The sequence below is a fragment of the Affinibrenneria salicis genome, assembly GCF_008710095.1.
Map to the genome: position 1 here is coordinate 193,860 of NZ_VYKJ01000005.1, position 21,028 is coordinate 214,887.

At 59.2% G+C, this 21,028-nt stretch carries 11 protein-coding genes; 6 read left to right on the forward strand and 5 right to left on the reverse strand.

Translation table 11 applies throughout. The features are described 5' to 3' along the window. Position 1 precedes the first annotated feature (1 nt). The 3 genes from menH to menF all read right to left on the reverse strand — a co-directional run bounded on the left by menH (position 2) and on the right by menF (position 3,878). Entirely contained in the window at positions 2 to 778 is a 777-nt protein-coding gene (menH, locus tag FJU30_RS12030; RefSeq protein ID WP_223881572.1) for a 2-succinyl-6-hydroxy-2,4-cyclohexadiene-1-carboxylate synthase, read from the reverse strand. Beyond that, positions 772 to 2,448, reverse strand: a complete 1,677-nt coding sequence (gene menD / locus FJU30_RS12035) for a 2-succinyl-5-enolpyruvyl-6-hydroxy-3-cyclohexene-1-carboxylic-acid synthase (protein WP_150435207.1) — start codon at positions 2,446 to 2,448, stop codon at positions 772 to 774. The genes menH and menD overlap by 7 nt, the downstream gene beginning before the upstream one ends. 110 nt (positions 2,449 to 2,558) lie before the next feature. Next, entirely contained in the window at positions 2,559 to 3,878 is a 1,320-nt protein-coding gene (menF, locus tag FJU30_RS12040; protein ID WP_150435341.1) for an isochorismate synthase MenF, read from the reverse strand. Positions 3,879 to 4,649: 771 nt separating this feature from the next. On the opposite strand from menF, the gene FJU30_RS12045 reads away from it, so the two are divergent. Genes FJU30_RS12045 through rcsB form a run of 3 tightly spaced genes read left to right on the forward strand, consistent with a single transcriptional unit; the run spans position 4,650 to position 9,166 of the window. Further along, a complete protein-coding gene (locus tag FJU30_RS12045) occupies positions 4,650 to 5,813 on the forward strand; it encodes an MFS transporter (protein WP_150435208.1) in 1,164 nt (387 codons plus the stop codon). A gap of 15 nt (positions 5,814 to 5,828) precedes the next feature. Then, positions 5,829 to 8,504, forward strand: a complete 2,676-nt coding sequence (gene rcsD, locus FJU30_RS12050; RefSeq protein ID WP_150435209.1) for a phosphotransferase RcsD — start codon at positions 5,829 to 5,831, stop codon at positions 8,502 to 8,504. Between the two features lie 8 nt (positions 8,505 to 8,512). After that, a complete protein-coding gene (gene rcsB, locus FJU30_RS12055) occupies positions 8,513 to 9,166 on the forward strand; it encodes a response regulator transcription factor RcsB (protein ID WP_150435210.1) in 654 nt (217 codons plus the stop codon). A gap of 41 nt (positions 9,167 to 9,207) precedes the next feature. On the opposite strand, the gene rcsC is transcribed toward rcsB, so the two are convergent. After that, positions 9,208 to 12,084: a two-component system sensor histidine kinase RcsC gene (gene rcsC, locus FJU30_RS12060; RefSeq protein ID WP_150435211.1), complete on the reverse strand. Its 2,877-nt coding sequence runs from the start codon at positions 12,082 to 12,084 to the stop codon at positions 9,208 to 9,210. Between the two features lie 199 nt (positions 12,085 to 12,283). After that, positions 12,284 to 14,923 carry a DNA topoisomerase (ATP-hydrolyzing) subunit A gene (gene gyrA, locus FJU30_RS12065; protein WP_150435212.1) on the reverse strand — a complete coding sequence of 880 codons (2,640 nt, stop codon included), beginning with the start codon at positions 14,921 to 14,923 and terminating at the stop codon, positions 12,284 to 12,286. A gap of 266 nt (positions 14,924 to 15,189) precedes the next feature. Between gyrA and FJU30_RS12070 the strand changes: the two genes are divergently transcribed. The 3 genes from FJU30_RS12070 (at position 15,190) to nrdA (ending at position 20,857) form a co-directional block, all read left to right on the forward strand. Then, positions 15,190 to 17,310: a DKNYY domain-containing protein gene (locus FJU30_RS12070; RefSeq protein WP_150435213.1), complete on the forward strand. Its 2,121-nt coding sequence runs from the start codon at positions 15,190 to 15,192 to the stop codon at positions 17,308 to 17,310. 127 nt (positions 17,311 to 17,437) lie between these two features. Next, the gene (gene ubiG / locus FJU30_RS12075) at positions 17,438 to 18,163 is read left to right on the forward strand and encodes a bifunctional 2-polyprenyl-6-hydroxyphenol methylase/3-demethylubiquinol 3-O-methyltransferase UbiG (protein ID WP_150435214.1); all 726 of its coding nucleotides are present in this window, start codon (positions 17,438 to 17,440) and stop codon (positions 18,161 to 18,163) included. 408 nt (positions 18,164 to 18,571) lie between these two features. Further along, entirely contained in the window at positions 18,572 to 20,857 is a 2,286-nt protein-coding gene (gene nrdA, locus FJU30_RS12080; protein ID WP_150435215.1) for a class 1a ribonucleoside-diphosphate reductase subunit alpha, read from the forward strand. Positions 20,858 to 21,028: the final 171 nt, after the last annotated feature.

Below are 21,028 nucleotides of genomic sequence, written 5' to 3' on the forward strand. Positions count from 1 at the left end.
ATTATTCCTTACTGGGATGTGTAATTAATGAAAGTATCCGCGCAGCATACGCCGCCGGGTTGGCCTGATGCGCATTATGTCCCGCCGGGGAGACCGTCATCAGCGGCAGGCGATAATGGCGCGCCAGCGCCTGAAATTTGCTGTCCTGAGCGCCGCACAGATAGCCGAACGGCACGCTCAGCCGATGCAGCGCATCGACCAGGAAGGGCTGGCGTGCCAGCGAGGTCGCCTCGAGCATGCGGGCGATCGCACAGCCCTGATTGTGGCTGCGTCTGGCGATCATCGTCTGGCGCGGCCCGGCGGCCAAATCCGCGAACACCGGCTGGCGATACCAGTCGTCCAGCACCGCGGGCAACGCCTCGCGGGCGAAACGTCGCGCCCAGCCGCGATCCTGACGCAGACGCGCCTCGCGTTCGCCTTCGCTTTCCAGACCGGGGTTGCCGCCCTCGACCAGCAACCCCTGCAGCCCCCGGGCCAAAGCGGAACAGGCGTGGTACATGGCAATCCGCCCGCCAAGAGAATAGCCGAGCAGCCAGTAACGCCGGATCCCCTGGCGCTCGAGAGTGTCGGCCAGTTGCTGGTTAAGCTGAGCGAAATTCCGCGCGTTGAGCGCCGCGGACTGACCGTGGCCGGGCAAATCGACCAGCAGAACCGGCCAGTCGCGCAAGAAAGGCAGCAGTTCCCGCCAGTCTTCGCCGCTGCCCAGCAGGCCGTGCAGACAGACCAGCCACGGCCGTTCGCCGCTCGCCGGCTCGATGCGGCGACAGTGCATCACCATGAGGCCACCTGACCGAGCAGACGGTTCAGCGTCTCCCCCCCCTCTTTCGGCCGCACCGTCACTTCCAGCAGCGTGACGCCGCCGTCGCGCCAGCTGCGCGCCACCGCCGCCTCAGTCGTCGGCCAGTCGTCGGCGCGTACGTAGTTAAGGCCAAACATCGCCGCCGCATGGCCGAACTCCACCTGCTGCGGCATACAGTAAAACTGCTCGCGCCGTTCCGGCGGCGTGGGCAGCAACGAGAAAATCTGGCCGCCGTTATTATTAACCACCAGCAGCACCAGCGCGGCCGGCGCGTGGCGCAGCAGCGCCAGCGCGTTTAAATCATAGAGCGCGGAAAGATCGCCGACTATCGCCAGCGTGGGCCGGCCGTTGCCTCTTTGCACGCCGGCCAGCGTCGACAGCAGTCCGTCAATGCCGCTCGCGCCGCGGTTCGCATACACCGGATAGCCCGCAGGCAGCTGCGCCAGCGCATCAATCAGACGGATCGACAGGCTGTTGCCGGCGAACAGTTGGCCGCCTGGCGCCAGCAGTTGCGGCAGTCGGTGCGCCAGTTGCGCCTCGCCGAAGCCGTTCGCCAGCCCGGCCGCCGCCTGGCGCTGAACTCGCCCCGCGCAGTCGGACAGCGCCGTGGCCCACGCCGCGCGCTCAACGGGGGGATGAAGATCCAGCCATGGTCCAATCGGGCTGACCAGCCGTCGGCCGCGATGATGGGCCGGATCGAGCCGCCCGGTCAACGGGTCGACCAGCCAGTACTCCCGCGGCCGGCAGCTCGCCTGCCACTGCAACAGCCGCTTGCCGGTCAGACCGCCGCCAAACTGCACGACGATCTCGGCCCGCTGCAGCTGTTGCAACGCCTGTGGGTGCGCCAGCCACAAATCGGCGCAGGGCAGCGGCTGACCGCAGTGCGACTGAACATCGCCGATCAGCGGCCAGCCCAGACGGCCGGCCCACTGCGCCACCCGTTCACCCAGTCGCGCGTCGAGCCGGCCGGCCAGCACCACGCCGCGCTTTTCGCGCCAGTCGGGCCAGTCGTGCTGAATTTGCGGCGCCAGCTGGCGCGTCGCGCATAGCCAGGGGCGGTCGTCCCGCCACCAATCGCCGAGATCCTGCACCCAGTCGCGCCAGGCCTGTTCATCATCCGCGCCGTACAGCGGTTCGGCGAACGGACAATTAATATGCAGCGCGCCCTGCGCGAGCTGCGCCATGGCGTCGTCCAGCGCCGAGACCAGCCAGCGCGCCGGAATATCCGGCGACGGGCGCGGCAAATCGAGGCTAAACTGCGGATAGCCGGCGAACATGCCGGGTTGACGGATGGCCTGGTTGGCGCCGCAGTCAATCAGCTCCGGCGGCCGATCGGCGGTCAACAGCACCAGACGCTCGCCGGTCAGCGACGCTTCGATCAGCGCGGGGTAGAGGTTGGCCGCCGCCGTGCCGGAGGTGACGATAATCGCCACCGGCGCGCCGGTCGATTTCGCCAGCCCCAGCGCGAGATGGCCCAGCCCGCGTTCGTCAAAGTGGGTATGGCAGATAAGCGAATCATGGTCGGCGGCGGACAGCGTCAGCGGCGTGGAACGGGAACCGGGAGCGAGGCAAACATGACGCACGCCATGACGGGTCAGCGCTTCCAGCAGTAGTGTGGCCCAGCGGCGATTAAATACATTGGTTGACATGGTTCACTCAACGACTCACAGGTTATCGGGTTCCGGCACTGATTATATTTTTTTTCGCGCCGCGCGCTTTGACTTAACACCATGCCACAGACAACATTCGCAAAACAAAATTATGACATATCCGCCGCTAACAGCGACTTCAGCGCGGCGGCTTTGTTTTCCAGCTCCTGCCATTCTTGTTCTGGATCAGATCCGGCGACGATTCCCGCACCGGCGTATAGCTCCAGCGTCTGCTCATTGAGCCGCGCCGATCGCAGCGCCACGCAGAACTCCGACTGACGGCGCGACAGGTAGCCGGCCGAACCGGCGTACCAGCCGCGCGCAAAGGGTTCATGCTCGCGAATAAAGCGCATGGCGGCGCGGCGCGGCAAACCGGCCACCGCTGCCGTCGGCTGCAGGGCTAACAGGCAGTCGCTGTCCGAAGCGGTGCGCAGACCGGCCTGAATCGCGCGCCGCAGATGCTGCACCTTGCGCAGCCGGATGACCTCCGCCGGCATCACGTCCAGCGTCAGGGCCGACTGGCGCAGGCGCTGGCAGATATCGTCCACCACCAGCATATTTTCGCACTGATTTTTTTCGTCCTGCAACAGCCAGTCGGCCAGCGCCTGCGCGCGTTGCGCATCGTTATCGCTGACTACAGTACCGGCCAGTGCTTCGGTTTCCAGTTGGTTATCGCTACGTCGGTACAGTCGCTCCGGGCTGGAGCCGAGAAAGGCCTGATGCTCGCGCTGGATCAACATAAAATGAAAACAACGGTGATTAACCGCGCGGCTGGCGCCCATCAGGGTCGCCGCCGCCAACGGCGCGACCAGTTGCAGACGGGTCGCGCGCGCCAGCACCACCTTCTCCATGTCGCCCGCATCGATCATGCGCAGCGCGCGCCGCACCAGCGCAATCCAGTCGAGCCGCCCGGGCAGATGCTGCTGCGCGGCAATGACCGCGTCAAGCGGCGGCAGCGCACGCGGCGAGCGCAGCGCGGCGATAAACGCGCATGCCTCGCGCGCGTCCTCGCGCAGAGAGCGCTCGCTAAACAGATTAACGCTAACCTCAAGCCGCGCGCCGCGCCGCAGCAACTCAATACGCGGCAGGAACAGAAAACTTGTTCCTCCGTCCTTCTCCGCGTTAAATGCATTCAGCCCCCAGATGCGTACGCTGTCGGCGACCGCCTTATGCTGCAAAAACGTCCGGGCGTCCGCCATATGAGAAAACCCCAGCAGCCGGCCGCAGACCGCCGCCTCCTCGCTTTCATCCCGGTGCTGCCAGTAAAACTGCGGCCAGACCGGCTGCGCCGCCAGCCAGGGCAACAGCGAGGCCGAATCCGTTAAGCTCAATGTCAGGCTAATCCGTCTGAACCCGGCCCGCCCGGGCAAGTTTTCCGGCAACGCCTGCTGCATACGGCGCAACAATTCCGAAAGCTGTTCCAACGTCACCTCAGTAGCCAAACAGAAAGTATGGAATTATACGGTACCGGAGGAGAAAAAAAGAGAGGCGACGAACGACTAATGCCAGTCGGTCGGAGCGGCGCCGGTTGATTATCCGGCTCCGTCTGGCGCGTCGGTCCGGCGGACGACTCGTTATGAGTGTTCAGAGCCTCAGGCCGCGGGCCGTTATCTTTCGTCTCGTCATCGGCCGCGAGGGCTGGCGATATGCGAAACGCATCGACATGTTTATTGCGCAGGGCGCGCGGACGGCACGTGATCCAGCGCCGGGGTCGAAGAGTGCGGACCGCCGTCGTTGACCAACGGCGGCGCCGTCCTGTCGGCGCATGGTAAACGGCCATATCGTCGACGGTTGCCGGTAACCATGAGAATTTATTGCTAAAAATGGCGGGGAAAAAACCTGACGGAATTGCAACGACGGACGGGACGGCAGCACTAAGTGATAAATCCCGTCCATCCTGGCAGGCTAAAGTGGCATAATCATCATCATTATCTGCATTTTGCCAGCCCAACAAATTTCAGACGACGGAAAATCAGCATCCGACAACCTGAAAGATGACGGGTACATCTGGATTACTTTATTTTGCCGGTTTATCGCCGGCTTTTTCTTGCCGACAGACGCGAAGAACGCCCTCGAATGCGCCCAATTGGCGGCGCCGAACGGCCGGAATGGGAAAAAGCGATCAATTCTTCGATTCGCCGCGCCGGTTATGGTAAAAGTGAGGGCAAATTTTTTATCGGATAGTGACTGCCCGTCTATTTATGCAAACACTTTTATCTGGCGCCAACGTCCCGACGACGCGGCCCGGCAGAGCGGCCCAAATGGCGACGCGCGCCGCCTTCTTTGTAGCGGGATTCGGTATGGCGGCCTGGGCGCCGCTGATCCCGCTGGTTAAAATGCGGCTGGGCATTAACGACGCCGAACTGGGGTTATTACTGCTGTCGCTGGGCAGCGGTTCGCTGCTGTCGATGCCGTTGACCGGCATCCTGGCAAGCCGGCTGGGCTGTCGGATCGTGATCCTGCTGTCCGCCGCGTTGCTGTGTCTGAGCCTGCCTGCGCTGACGCTGGCCGACAGCGTGGCGCTTATGGTGCCCGTGCTGCTGCTGTTCGGCGCCGCGATCGGCACGCTGGACGTATCAATGAATATTCAGGCGGTGGTGGTCGAGCAGGCCAGCGGCCGGGCGATGATGTCCGGGTTTCACGGTTTCTTCAGTATCGGCGGCATTGCCGGCGCCGGCGGGATCAGCGCACTGCTGTGGCTTGGTCTGTCGCCGCTGACCTCGACGCTGATCGTGGCGGCGTTGATCGTCGTTCTGCTGCTGCTGATACAGCGGCATCTGTTGAGCGCCGCCGGCGAGAGCGACGCCGGCCCGCTGCTGGTCATGCCGCGCGGCTGGGTTATGTTTATCGGCCTGCTGTGTTTTATCATGTTTCTCGCCGAAGGCGCGGTGCTCGACTGGGGCGCGCTGTTTCTCACCGCGCAACGCGGGCTGACCAGCGCGCAGGCGGGCATCGGCTACGCCGCCTTTTCCGTCGCGATGACGCTGGGCCGCCTGACGGGCGATCGTCTGATTGACAGGCTGGGGCGCTATGCCGTTATGATGAGCGGCAGTTTGTGCGCCGCGCTGGGATTAGCGGTGGCGATCAGCTTCAGCAGCGCCGTGATGTCGGTGATCGGTTTCCTGATGATCGGTCTGGGCGCCTCGAACGTGGTTCCCATTCTGTTTAACGCCGCCGGCAACCAGAAAGCGATGCCGGCCAGTCTGGCCATCGCGTCGATCACTACGGTAGGATACGCCGGCATTCTGGTGGGTCCGACGCTGCTCGGTTTGATCGCCCAGGCCGCCAGTCTGAGCGTCGCTTTTGGCTGCGTAGCGGCGCTGCTGCTGATCGTCACCGCCAGCGCGCGCGCCATTACCCGTTAACCGGAACAACCCGCCATGTCCGCCATGATGACTCGCTATTTTGTTTTGCTGATAATACTGCTGCTCGGCGTCCCCTGCCTGTCGGGTTATAACTATGTCAACAGCTGGCTGACAGAGAAAAGATATGCGCTGTCGGATATTGCGCAAAGCATGCAGAAACGCATCGATACCTACCGTTTCTATACCTGGCAGATGTACGAAAATTTTACTCCCGAGGCGCCCGACGAGCTAAACGCCATGCGCGAGGTTCGTCTGCACCCGGACGTGTTCTACGTTGACAAAAGCAACGCTAAAAACGGCGCGCTGATTTTCGGCCAGCATGAGCCGGCCACGCTGAGCACCGCATGGCGCATGGCCAACTACCTGGATATTTTGTGGGGCGCCGAAAACGATATCTATTCGATGTACTACCTCAACGGCCAGGATAACAGCCTGACCCTGATCTCCACCCAACCGCTTAAAGACGTCGCCTCTCACTACAAGAGCAACTATATTTCGGCCATCGTCGAAGCGCGCAAAGCGGAGATGCTGCAGCAGGCGAATATGCTGGACGAACGGGAGAGTTTCTCCTCCATTCGCAAGCTGCGCTTTTACAACGATTACTATTTCACCATTCGCACCACCTTTAACCAGCCCGGTCATCTGGCGACCATCATCGCGTTCGATATTTCCATTAACGATATCATTCCGAAAAACATGCCGCGTTCGCTGTTTATTTTGCGCCAGGATATGGCCGGCAACGGTGCGGAAAGCGACAACAGCTACGGGACGGATATCCGCCTCAACGGTTCCTTTGTCGAAGTGAGCTCGGCCCTGCCCAATGCGCCGGTCAGGCTGGTATACCAGATTCCGCTGCATCAGATGCTTATGGATCTGCTGTACAACAACATGTGGCTGCTGCTGCTCAACGCGGTCGTTCTGATCTTTTGCTGCCTCGGCTTTTACTGGCTGCGTCGCGCCGACCGGCTGCCGCGCGTCGATATTCCCCACCAGCAGGACGATCCGCGCCTGCTGTATGACGAAATCATCAATCGGGTCCCGTCCGGTCTGCTGGTCTACGATAACGCCAGTAATAAAGTGATCCTGAGCAACCCGCTGGCCGATTTGCTGCTGCCGCATCTCAACCTGACCAAAATCTCCGCCATGGCCGATGAGCACCAGGGCGTGATTCAGGCCACCATCAATAATGAGATGTATGAAATCAGCCTGTTCCACAGTCAGAGCAATCCCGAACATTGTTTATTCCTGCTGCGCGACCGGGATGAAGAGATGCTGATGGAGAAAAAGCGTGTGCTGGCGGAACAGGAGTATGAAAAAAGCCAGCGGGTGATTCAGCACCTGCTGGGCAACGTGAGCCGAGAATTCGCCCGGCCGGCGCGGGCGCTGCAGCAACTGACGCAGGCGCTGCGCCAGAACGGCGACGGCGACGGCGACGGCGCCAGCCAGCGGAAGCTCGTCGCCCGCCTGTCCGACAACGCCACGCAAATGGTCGATTTGCTGGACAATATTATTTTGATGGAGCGCATCAACGCCCCCGACTGGCAGCCGGCGACGGCGCCGTTTTCGCCGCTCACCCTGTGCGACGAACAGGTGCGGCAGGTGCTGCCTCTGCTCAGGCAGAAGGGATTGATCCTGTTCCATCACTACAAGCTGGACGTCAACCAGCGTTATCTCGGCGACGGCGATATCGTGCGGCGGCTGCTTTCGCTGCTGCTGAACTACGCCATCACCAGCACCGACTACGGCAAGATCACGCTGTCGGTCTCGAATTCGGCCGATAATCCGGCGCAGTTGATGATACACATCAGCGATACCGGGGCGGGCATGTCCTCCGCCGAGCGCGACAACCAGCGCTATCCGTTTCTGCATCAACCCTCGGCCGATCGTTTTCATCAAAATTCCGGCCTGGCGCTGGCGCTGTGCCGCCAGCTGTGCCAAAAACTCAACGGCCAGTTGCAGATTGACAGCAAAGTCGGACTCGGCACCCATTATCATGCCACGATGGTGTTGAAGCCCGAAGCGACCGAACAGGACGCGGATGAAGAACGTCTGCTGGACGAGGTCACTATTTTGCTGGATATTACCTCCGACGCCATTCGCCAGATCGTCAGCCGCTGGCTGGAAAGCTGGGGCGCCTGCTGCCTGGTTGCCGATGAACGGCAGAACGCGCAGGAGATCGATCTGCTGGTGACGGATGATGCGGATAAACTGACGGATTACGGCCTGCTGTTGACGCACTATGACACTGAGGTCGTGGCGCTGGACGGGCGCTGCCTGCGCACCAGCTATAACGTCAGCCAGTTGCTGCAGGACGCGGTGCTGCGTCTGCTGGAAATGCGCCTGGCGGGCGAGGATGAGATCCCGGCGGACGGAGACGAACCGGACGCATCGTCCTGGGCCCGCCAGTTGGCCGACAGCGACTACTATCCTCTGTTTGTCGAGACAGTACCGGATGATCTAAAGAGATTGTATACTGAGTTCGAAAATGATGATTTTTTATCACTGGCACAGACAGCGCACCGCCTGAAAGGCGCATTTGCCATGCTGAATCTGCAACCCGGGAAACAACTGTGCGAACAGTTAGAACAATATATCAGCGCTCATGACAGTGTGCAGATCAAAAATAATCTTAGCCATATTTCATTTTTTGTCAGTGCATTGCTGCAGCAAGGTAGCCAACAACATGAGTAACCAGAACGATGAGTAACCTGAATGTAATTATCGCTGATGACCATCCTATCGTCTTGTTTGGCATCCGAAAATCCCTGGAGCAAATTGAATGGGTCAACGTCGTCGGAGAATTTGAAGACTCAACCACGCTCATTAATAATCTGTCGAAACTTGACGCGAATGTGCTTATTACCGATCTCTCCATGCCCGGCGATAAGTACGGCGACGGCATTACGCTAATAAAATACATCAAGCGCCACTATCCCAGCCTGTCCATTATTGTGCTGACCATGAACAATAACCCGGCCATTCTCAGCGCCGTACTGGATCTGGATATCGAAGGGATCGTCCTGAAACAGGGCGCGCCGACCGATCTGCCGAAAGCGCTGGCGGCCTTGCAGAAAGGCAAGAAATTCACCCCGGACAGCGTCGCCAAAGTGCTGGAAAAAATCAGCGCCAGCGGCTACGGCGATAAACGCCTGTCGCCGAAAGAAAGTGAAGTGCTGCGCCTGTTCGCCGAGGGTTTTCTGGTGACCGAGATAGCCAAAAAGCTTAACCGCAGCATTAAAACCATCAGCAGCCAGAAAAAATCCGCCATGATGAAACTCGGAGTGGATAACGATATCGCGCTGCTGAATTATCTGTCATCCGTTAATAGCTCCGTCCCGGCGGATAAAGAGTAATCGCCGCCCCGCCGTTCTGCCTGGCGGGGGGAACGCGTTGCTCACGACTGCTGCTGGCTGTTGCTGCGACGTCGCGCGTCGCGCACCTGTTCGCTATAGGTGCGCAGCGTGGTCTGCAGCGTTTCCAGCGTAACCGGCTTCGACAGGCAGTCATCCATGCCGGCCTGTAAACAGCGCTCCCGCTCTTCGGCCAGTGCGTTGGCCGTCACGCCGATCACCGGGAACCCCTGCCCATCCTGACGTAAACGCTGCGTTAGCAGGTAGCCATCCATATTCGGCATATTCACATCGGTCAGCACGATATCGATAGCGTGGCGGCCCAACACGCTAAGCGCATCCACCCCGTCGTTGGCGGTCACCACCTCATAGCCAAGCGAGCCGAGCTGATCGGCCAGCAAGCGACGGTTGATAGGATGATCGTCGACTACCAGGATACGGATATCGCTGTTCTTCGCGCTGGTGAGCACCGCCGGGCGCTGACGCGGCAGCAACAGCGGTTCCGCCGCTTCCGCCGGACGGCAGATTCTCTCCAGCAGCGCGGGCAAATCCTGCGGCAGCGAGGTGCTGCAGTGCCAACAGCCCGGCGACAGCTGCTGCGCCGAGCCGATATGCGTGCTGCTGAGCAAAATATGCGCCTTCGCGCCCGGCGGCATCCAGTCCTCATCGTCGGTCAGGATAATATCGTCCGCGTCCAGCGGATCGCCCTGATAATCATATTTCATCAGCAGGCCGTAAGGCGTCAGCAAGTCCGTCAGATAGCGCTCCAGCCGGGCATTGCGGATCAGCAGCCAGACGGTTTTACCCTGCAGCCGCTCGCCCGGCGCTGCGGGCTTGCGGCGAGCGGCATAAAGCGGAATACGCACGCCGAACTCGCTTCCCAGCCCTGGCTCCGACTCGATGGTGATATCGCCGTCCATCAGATTGACCAGTTTTTCACAAATGGCGAGACCGAGGCCGGTTCCCTGGAAATGGCGCTGCACGCCGCTGCCCACCTGGAAAAAGGGATCGAACAGGCGCATCGCTTCACGCGGCGGGATGCCCATACCGGTATCGTGCACCAGGAACTCCAGATAGTCGTTACGGCAGGTAGCCTGGAAGACAATACATCCGGTATCGGTGAACTTGATGGCATTGCTCAGCAGATTAGACAGGATCTGCTGCAGACGCACAGGATCGCCGGACAGGCTGTCCGGCACGCCGGGGTCGATAAAGCAGTACAGCGTGAGCCGTTTTTTCACCACCAGCGGCAGATAGTTGCCGGCGGTGTGGCGAACCACATCGTGCGGAGAGAATTCGCGCGGTTCGATCTTGAGCTGTTCGGATTCGATTTTGGAGAAATCCAGCAGGTCGTTGATAATCTTCAGCAACAGCGCGGAAGAGTTATTCATCGCGGTCACCAGCCGATTGACGTCCTTCGGCAAATCCTGGGTTTGCAGCAGATCGAGGTTGCCGATAATGCCGTACAGCGGCGTGCGCAGTTCGTGGCTGACCGTGGCGAGGAACATCGATTTCGACTGGCTGGCCTGCTCCGCCGCGCTGGCGATTTCCTGCAGCGACTCCTCCATCCTGACCCGCGCGCTGACATCAAGCAGCACGCAAATCGCCACGTTCTCGTTGCGGTAGCGTGAATGCACAAAGCTGATTTGCAGATGCTGTTTTTTACTGGTCATCACATCGACAAAGCGCGACTGCTGTTCACAAATAATGCGCGTAATGCGCTGGCGGTCCTCGCGAGTCAGTAAATTAAAGTAGTTGTGCGCCAGTTCGTTGCTGAGAATATTGCTGCCGTCGCTGATACGCAAAATGCTGATGCCGACCGGAGCCGAAGCAACGATTTTACGGTTGAACTGCTCATGTTCCTCAAGCTGAAAAGCATTCTTTTCCGCCGGCAAAAACATGCGCCGCTCAAATAACCACGCCAGGGTAAATAACAGAATCGCCGATAAAATATTCAGCAGCGCGATATTTACCAGCAGCGTATTAATATTCATCAACAACATACGCAGCGGCAGTGAATAGACGATGCTGAACGAGGTCGGCGGCAGGTTTTTCTTCAGAACGATTTCTTTATAGCCATTGGCATAACCAAACCAGGCGCGGTCAGGATAATCGAGCGCCACGGGCACCTGACGCCCCTCGCCGCTGAACTGCAGCAGCGAGTTATTATTCTGATCGAGCAGCATCGCGCCGGGCAGCCAGTTGCCGGCCACCACAAAGTCATCCAGCCGGATGGTCTGCTCGATACCCAGCAGCGCCTCCAGTTTGTTGCCGACATAGACCGGAGTCAGCGCGTAAAAATAACCGATATCCGACAGCGTACTGGCGCTGATCCAGTATACCGTCTCTTCACGACCGTCATTGATGCCGTCTTTATCCTGGGCGGCAAGAAAACGCTCCTGCACGTTTTTAATCAGATTATCGCGATCCAGCGATTGATTGCGGATACCGAAATCCACCATACACTGCCGATCGGCGCTGACAAAAAATACCCGATTGAGATTGTAAGCGGCAGAAAAATTTTCACGCCAGTCGTAAAAGAAATTACTCAGGGCGCGCAGCGGATGCTGGCCGCCGGAATAAGCCGCGTCGCATCTCGCGCCGTTCAGCAGCGGATAAAAAGACGGCGCATCAGACTGACCGGAAAGGAAACTTTCCCGCGTATCCGCCGGCATTTTCAGCCGGTTTTCCGCCACATACTTTATTTCCCGGATAATATCGCTGGCGCGCCGGATATAAGACTGAGCCTGGTCGAAGCTTAAATTATATTCCTGCCGCAGCTCCGATTCTTTTTTATATAACACGCTGCTGATGTAAAAAACCGAAATCATCGCGCCCAGCGCCCATAGCATAATAGCCAGCACCCGAAACAGGTAGCGGGAGATCTTTAATGTAGTATGAAACGAAGCAAGGTATTTCAATTGTTTGTCGCTATGTAATCGATCGATGGGCTCAGGAAGAATCCTGCCGTTACACTACCGATCTCGCATAAAAAAAGCCAGCGCATATGCGCTGGCTCTGGCGAGATTTACACCGCTCTACTGATCATACTCCAGGCTGCCGACGCGTTGGCTTTCTGCAGCCCGGATTATTTACAGTATCAGTTCAATAATGACCCGGTTACTCATCGTCAGGTACGATCTCATCGTCGCCATCGGCGTCGAAATCGTCTTCCACGTCTTCGGCGATTTCACCGTCAACCGGCACCACGCCGTCCAGCTCTTCGTCTTCCACCGGTTCGGCCACGCGCTGCAACCCGACCACCTGCTCATCTTCGGCGGTACGGATCAGAGTAACCCCCTGCGTGTTGCGGCCGACAATGCTGACTTCCGAAACGCGGGTACGCACCAGGGTGCCTGCGTCGGTAATCATCATGATCTGATCGGTGGTTTCAACCTGCACCGCGCCGACCACATTACCGTTGCGCTCGCTAACCTTGATGGAAATCACGCCTTTGGTGGCGCGCGATTTGGTCGGGTATTCATTCACCGCGGTGCGTTTGCCGTAACCATTCTGCGTCACGGTCAGGATATCCCCTTCACCGCGCGGAATAATCAGGGAGACCACGCGGTCCTCGCCCTGCAGGTTAATGCCGCGCACGCCGGTGGCGGTTCGGCCCATCGAACGAACCGCTTCCTCGGAGAAGCGCACGACTTTCCCTTCGGCCGAGAACAGCATCGCTTCGTTGCTGCCGTCGGTCAGATCGACGCCGATCAGCTCATCGCCTTCGTTCAGATTGACGGCGATGATGCCGGCGCTGCGCGGACGGCTGAATTCGGTCAGCGCGGTCTTTTTCACCGTACCGCTGGCGGTGGCCATAAAGATATGGCGCCCTTCTTCATACTCGCGTACCGGCAGAATCGCGGTGATGCGCTCATCCTGCTCCAGCGGCAGCAGATTGACGATCGGACGCCCGCGGGCGCCGCGACTGGCTTCCGGCAGCTGGTAGACCTTCATCCAGTACAGCCGGCCACGGCTGGAGAAGCACAATATCGTGTCATGGGTATTGGCCACCAGCAGACGATCGATAAAGTCCTCTTCCTTAATCCGGGCGGCTGACTTGCCGCGTCCGCCGCGGCGCTGCGCCTCGTAATCGGTCAGCGGCTGGTATTTCACATAGCCCTGATGCGACAGGGTCACCACCACATCTTCCTGATTAATCAGGTCTTCGATGTTGATGTCCGCGGTGTTGAGCGTAATTTCGGTGCGGCGCTCGTCGCTATACTGTTCCCTGATCGCTTCCAGCTCTTCACGGATCACTTCCATCAACCGTTCCGGGCTTTCCAGGATATAAAGCAGTTCGGCAATCTGTTCCAGCAGCGCTTTATATTCATCCAGCAGCTTTTCATGTTCCAGACCGGTCAGCTTCTGCAAGCGCAGATCCAGAATCGCCTGAGCCTGTTGCTCCGTCAGGTAATAGCGGCCTTCGCGGATGCCGAACTCCGGCTCCAGCCATTCGGGGCGAGCGGCATCGTCGCCGGCGCGCTCCAGCATCGCGGAAACGGTGCCCAGTTCCCATGATTGGGCAATCAAGCCCGCTTTCGCTTCCGCCGGCGACGGCGCGCGGCGAATCAATTCGATAATCGGATCGATATTCGCCAGCGCAATCGCCAGCCCTTCGAGGATATGAGCGCGATCGCGCGCTTTACGCAGTTCGAAAATAGTCCGGCGCGTAACGACTTCACGGCGATGGCGAACAAACGCGGCCAGAATATCTTTCAGCGGCATGATCTTCGGCTGGCCCTGATGCAGCGCCACCATATTGATGCCAAAAGAAGTTTGCAGCTGAGTCTGGGAGTAAAGATTATTCAGAACAACTTCACCCACCGCATCGCGCTTAATCTCAATCACGATGCGCATGCCGTCTTTATCCGACTCGTCGCGCAGCGCGCTGATGCCGTCGATGCGCTTGTCTTTCACCAGTTCGGCAATTTTTTCGATCAGGCGCGCTTTGTTCACCTGATAAGGAATTTCATGCACGATAATGGTTTCGCGGCCGGTTTTGGCGTCGGCTTCCACTTCGGCGCGCGCGCGAATATAAATCTTGCCGCGCCCGGTGCGGTAGGCTTCTTCGATGCCGCGCTTACCGTTAATAATCGCCGCCGTCGGGAAGTCCGGCCCCTGAATATGCGTCATCAGCCCTTCCAGGCTAATGTTTTCGTCATCGATATAGGCCAGGCAGCCGTTGATGACTTCGGTCAGGTTATGGGGCGGTATGTTAGTCGCCATCCCCACCGCGATACCGGACGAGCCGTTAACCAGCAGGTTGGGAATCCGGGTTGGCATAACGTCCGGGATTTGTTCGGTGCCGTCATAGTTCGGCACAAAATCCACGGTATCTTTTTCCAGATCGGCCAGCAGTTCGTGAGCGATCTTCGCCATACGTATTTCGGTATAACGCATGGCTGCCGCGGAGTCGCCGTCAATCGAACCGAAGTTGCCCTGCCCGTCGACCAGCATATAGCGCAGAGAGAAGGGCTGCGCCATACGGACGATGGTTTCATACACGGCGGAATCACCGTGCGGGTGATATTTACCGATGACGTCCCCGACTACACGGGCCGATTTTTTATACGGTTTATTCCAGTCATTGCCCAGCACATTCATCGCATACAATACGCGACGGTGTACCGGCTTCAGTCCATCACGAACATCTGGTAACGCACGCCCGACAATAACGGACATGGCATAGTCCAGATACGAGCTTCTCAGCTCTTCTTCGATGTTGACCGGTGTGATTTCTCTGGCAAGGTCGCTCATGGAGCCGCTATCCCTCTATTAATGCATCTACCCGAGTTCAAAAGGTGGAAAATTATATCACAAAGCGCGGATTCGGGGGAAACTCCCGGCGCGCGCCTCAACACGCCCTGATTATAGCCGATGGATGGCGTACGGCAGCCAAAGGGTCTGCCGGCGGCGGGACGAGGCGCGACATAACGCCCGACGCAGCCGATTGATCTGGCTCTGCGGAAACGACTGCGCTTAAATACCCGGTCAGAGGCGCAAACATCAAAGGGGGAAAAGAGATGGCCGATGAATGGATAGCGCAACCCGTTGCCTGGTACGGCGACTATGCCTTTATCGACGGTTACTTTCTGGCGGACTTCGTCGATCCCCGGGCGCGTCTGCAGCGCCGCTTCGGCCCGTTCAGCGCGGGCGATGACCCGCAGCGGATAGCGCAAGCTCTGGCGAAACAGCAGCACGCCGCCTCGCCCCTGGCGCGCGGGGAAACGCTCTACCGTCACCGCGATCTGCCTTTTCTGCTGCGCGGCGCGCGCCAGGATTACTACCTGTCCGAGTGCCTGCATACCGCGCCCTTTTACTGGTTCGTCGAACCATGGCCGCTGCCGTTTCGGCTGAGCGACGGGCTGCGCTGGTGCTATGCGCAGCAGGAGAAAGCGGCCTGTTACTATCTGCGCGATGATACAAATCTCTACGCCGCGTATCCGGTGTCCGATGCGCATAGCCACCTGATGATGGCGGAGATGGGAACGACGCTGCCCTGGTTTACGCGGATGAACGACGTTGACCCCGATCGCATCGCGCCGCTGCCGCTGTCCGACTACGGCCTGCTGCCGGGCCATTCGCCATACGCCCTGCTGGCCGACGGCGAGGGCGTCTACCGCGCCGGCGTGCGTCTACCCTGGCCGGCCGGCGCCCTGCGCCGCACCAATCACAACGGCTATCTGTGGATTAACGACCAGCTGTGCCGCAGCGATACGCTGAAACCGCTAAGCGATAAACAGGATCAGCCGCTGACCATCAGGCATCCCGAACGCTTCCGCATGCTCAGCGATCGCTGGGGCACCGACGGCGAAGCGATCATCGTCCAGGCGCAGCAGGGCAGCAAGGTGGTGCGCATTTACTACTACACTATCGACGGCGTCGATCTCGCGACCTTCCGCTGTCTGAACTCGCGCTACAGCATGGACGCGCAGCGCGCCTGGTACATCACCGGAAAAACCATACGCCACCACGGCAATTTTCGCCTGCTCAGGGAGTACAGCAAACCCGGCGGGAGTCATGCCGCGCAGGTCGACAGCGATTACTTTGCGGTCGATGATCGTTATGCGTATTGCTGCGGTCAGCGCATCAGCGGCGCGGACGGCGCCAGCTTCCGCCATCTGTGCGCCGACTACTACCGCGACGATCGCCAGGTGTTTTACCGCAATCGCGCGCTCGACGTCGATGCCGACAGCTTTATCGCAGTCTGGTGGCATAACCGACTGTTCGCCTGCGACCGCCACCGCCCGCTCGGCAGCACCGGCAACATCAGCCAGCAGGAGATTGACCACTGGCGCGATTTTTTCGTCGCCCACCCGCAATACCAGCCGGAATGGTGGACCCGGGCGATCGCGCAGCAAGACGAAGCCGAAAGCGAACTGCGCGCTATCGGCCACGGATTTCAGGCCGGCCGCCGGCTGTACTTTCATCGCCAGCGCCTGGACGATATGGATGTCGATAGCTTTCGTCTCCTGACGCGCCATCTGTGCGGCGATCGATATGGCCTGTATCTCATTCCCTACCACTCGCCCGAAAGCCGCGTGCCGGCGCGCTTCTCCGCTCAGCCGGTCAGCGAGTTTCACGCCTGTGACCCGCATGCCCATTACTTCAGCGACGGCAGACAGGTCTGGTGCCATAACATCTTTTACTCGTTGCCCGACCCGATAAAAAAGGCCGATCCGGCCACATTCCTCAGCAATGGCTTCGGCTGGGCGATCGACAAGCGCAACGTTTATTACCAGGGCAGGATAAAGCGCGACCTGCCGGCCGCTGAAACTCAGCTGCACGGACGCTATGCGCATAGCCGCAGCCTGCTGTTTTGCGCCGGCAAACGCGTGAATGTGACGTTCTCCCCCGAACAACTGCAATTTCCGCACCCGTCGTTCGTCATGATTGACCAGCGCGTCCTGCTGTGCGAACGCTTCCCGATCAGCGCCAGCCGCATTCATCTGCCGACGCTGACCTTTCTCAACGACTATTTCGCCCGCGATCGGGAGAATATTTATTACTACGACGGCGTCAGAACGCTAAAAACGCTGACGCAGGCCGACTATGCGTCATTCGCCGTCGGCGACGACGGCCAGGCGCAGGATTGCCGACAGCGCTATAACTGGTGGGCGTTAACGCGAACAGCCTCGCGATAGTCGCGTTAACCGGGACGATGCCGGGGAACGCGCGGCCGGCTCAGGCCGGTCGGCCGCATCATTGCAGAATCCGCGGAGAGATGGCTATACTCGGCCCATTGCTTACCCATCGAGGTTATTGACGCACATGAGTACCGAAGCCGAAGTGAAAACCGCCAACGTCGACCAAAACGAGATCGCCAAATTCGAGGCCGTCGCCTCGCGCTGGTGGGATCTGGAAGGAGAATTTAAGCCGTTGCACCGCATTAACCCGCTGCGTCTGGGCTACATCATCCAGCGCGCCGACGGGATTTTTGGCCGGCAAGTGCTGGATGTCGGCTGCGGCGGCGGTATTCTGGCGGAGAGTATGGCGCAGGAAGGGGCCAGCGTCACCGGGCTCGATATGGGCGCCGAACCGCTGCAGGTGGCGCGCCTGCACGCGCTGGAAAGCGGCGTAAACGTCAGCTACCTGCAGGAAACGGTCGAGGCGCACGCCGAAACCCACGCGCAACAGTATGATGTGGTGACCTGTATGGAAATGCTGGAGCACGTGCCGGATCCGCAATCCGTGGTGCGGGCCTGCGCGCGGCTGGTTAAACCCGGCGGCCACGTTTTTTTCTCCACCATCAACCGCAACCCCAAAGCCTGGCTGATGGCGGTGATCGGCGCCGAATACGTGCTTAAGATGGTGCCGCGCGGCACGCACGACGTGAAGAAGTTTATTAAACCGGCGGAGCTGATGCGCTGGATCGACGGCACCTCGCTGCGCGAACGCCATATCACCGGCCTGCACTACAACCCGCTGACGAATCGCTTTACGCTCGGCCCGAATGTCGATGTAAACTATATGTTGCACAGTACGAGCGACGCCTGATTCTCGCGACGTCGGGGGAGCCGCCCCGACGCCCGGCGATAAACGGCGCGGCCGCGCTGCGCCAGGCATCGGCACGGTGAATTTGCCGACAGCCTAAACCGAGAGGAGATCAATTTTACTCTATTTTCTTACGTTTAATAAAAAAGCAAACGATCAATATTTTAAAAAATCCCTGTTGCCGATTGACAATCAGGAAGCCTTCGACAGGCAATCACTTAGCGACGTAGTCCCCAGGTTTATCCACAATTTCTGCAAGATTTGTTAACTTGCATTCATTGACGTTACCCACTATCTTGTTATCAAAATAAATTGCACCCCCTATATATAGTGTTTGCATCTCAAGCAAAGGCACTATTTTTGTTTGCGTCCAGCACGGAGTCAGGGGGCCAGAACACGGACTAACCCCACATGAACCACAGTCTGCTCGTTACCAAACGCGATGGCAGTAAAGAACGCATCAATCTGGATAAAATTCACCGGGTCATCACCTGGGCAGCCGAAGGTCTCCACAACGTTTCCGTTTCTCAGGTGGAACTGCGTTCGCACATCCAGTTCTACGACGGCATCAAAACGGCCGACATCCACGAAACCATTATCAAAGCGGCCGCCGATCTTATCTCCCGCGAAAGCCCGGATTACCAGTATCTGGCGGCGCGGCTGGCGATCTTCCATCTGCGGAAAAAAGCCTACAGCCAGTTTGAACCGCCTCGCCTGCTCGACCACGTCAAAAAAATGGTGGGGATGGGCAAATACGATCGCCACCTGCTCGATGACTACAGCGCGCAAGAATTCGATCAGATGAATGCGTTTATCGATCACGATCGCGACATGAACTTCTCCTACGCGGCCGTCAAACAGCTGGAAGGCAAATATCTGGCGCAAAACCGCGTCACCGGCGAAATCTACGAAAGCGCGCAGTTCCTGTACATCCTGGTGGCCGCCTGCCTGTTCTCCGGTTACCCGAAGGAAACCCGTCTGGATTACGTCAAACGCTTCTATGACGCCATCTCTACCTTCAAGATCTCGCTGCCGACGCCGATCATGTCCGGCGTGCGTACGCCGACCCGCCAGTTCAGCTCCTGCGTGCTGATCGAGTGCGGCGACAGCCTGGATTCCATCAACGCCACCTCCAGCGCGATTGTGAAATACGTTTCCCAGCGCGCCGGCATCGGCATCAACGCCGGGCGCATTCGCGCGCTGGGCAGCCCGATCCGCGGCGGCGAGGCCTTCCATACCGGCTGTATCCCGTTCTACAAGCATTTCCAGACGGCGGTCAAATCCTGTTCGCAGGGCGGCGTGCGCGGCGGCGCGGCCACCCTGTTCTATCCGCTCTGGCATCTGGAAGTGGAAAGCCTGCTGGTGTTGAAAAACAACCGCGGCGTGGAAGGCAACCGCGTGCGCCAGCTCGACTACGGCGTACAGCTTAATAAACTGATGTACCAGCGCCTGCTGAAGGGCGAAGACATTACCCTGTTCAGCCCGTCCGACGTGCCGGGGCTGTATGACGCCTTCTTTGTCGACCAGACGGAATTCGAGCGTCTGTATGTGCAGTACGAACAAGACGACAGTATCCGCAAGAAACAGATCAAGGCGGTAGACCTGTTCTCGGTGATGATGCAGGAACGCGCCTCCACCGGCCGCATCTACATCCAGAACGTCGACCACTGCAACACCCACAGCCCGTTCGACGCGCGGGTCGCGCCGGTGCGTCAGTCCAACCTGTGCCTGGAGATCGCTCTGCCGACCAAACCGCTGGAAGACGTGAACGACGCAAGCGGCGAGATCGCGCTCTGCACGCTGTCGGCTTTCAACCTGGGCGCTATTGATAGCCTGGACGAACTGGAAGAGCTGGCGACGCTGGCGGTGCGTGCGCTGGATGCCCTGCTGGATTATCAGGATTATCCGATTCCGGCCGCCCAACGCGGCGCCATGGGCCGCCGCACGCTGGGTATCGGCGTGATCAATTTCGCTTACTATTTGGCTAAACACGGCGTACGCTATTCCGACGGCAGCGCCAATAATCTGACGCACCGCACCTTCGAGGCGATCCAGTATTATCTGCTTAAGGCTTCCAACGCGCTGGCGCGCGAACAGGGCGCCTGCCCGTGGTTTCATGAAACCACCTATGCGCAGGGCATCATGCCGGTCGATACTTACAAACGCGATCTGGATGCGGTGTGCAGCGAGCCGCTGCATTACGACTGGCAGTCGCTGCGCGCCTCGATCAAAGAATTCGGCCTGAGAAACTCGACGCTGTCGGCGCTGATGCCGTCCGAGACGTCGTCGCAGATCTCCAACGCCACCAACGGTATCGAGCCGCCGCGCGGTCATATCAGCGTGAAGGCATCGAAGGACGGCATTCTGCGTCAGGTGGTGCCGGAGTATGAAAGGCTGAAAGACGCGTACGAACTGCTGTGGGAGATGCCCGGCAACGACGGCTATCTGCAGCTGGTCGGTATTATGCAGAAATTCGTCGATCAGGCGATTTCCTCAAATACTAACTATGATCCGGCGCGTTTCCCGTCAGGCAAAGTGCCGATGAAACAGTTGCTGAAAGATCTGCTGACCGCGTACAAACTTGGAGTGAAAACGCTCTACTATCAGAACACTCGCGACGGCGCGGAAGACGCGCAGGAAGACCTGCTCGACGCCCCAGGCGATGACGGTTGCGAAAGCGGCGCCTGTAAGATCTAAACGGATAGCGCGGCGGCCTCGAGCCGCCGACAAACGCATGACCCCGTCATCCCCGCGCAAGCGGGGATCTTCTTATGAAGCGACATACCGCCCTCATAAGGAACTTCCCCCGGACAGACGGGGATCCGCGGGAATGGCGGGTTAACGGTCGTTGCGCGTTGTCAGTAAACT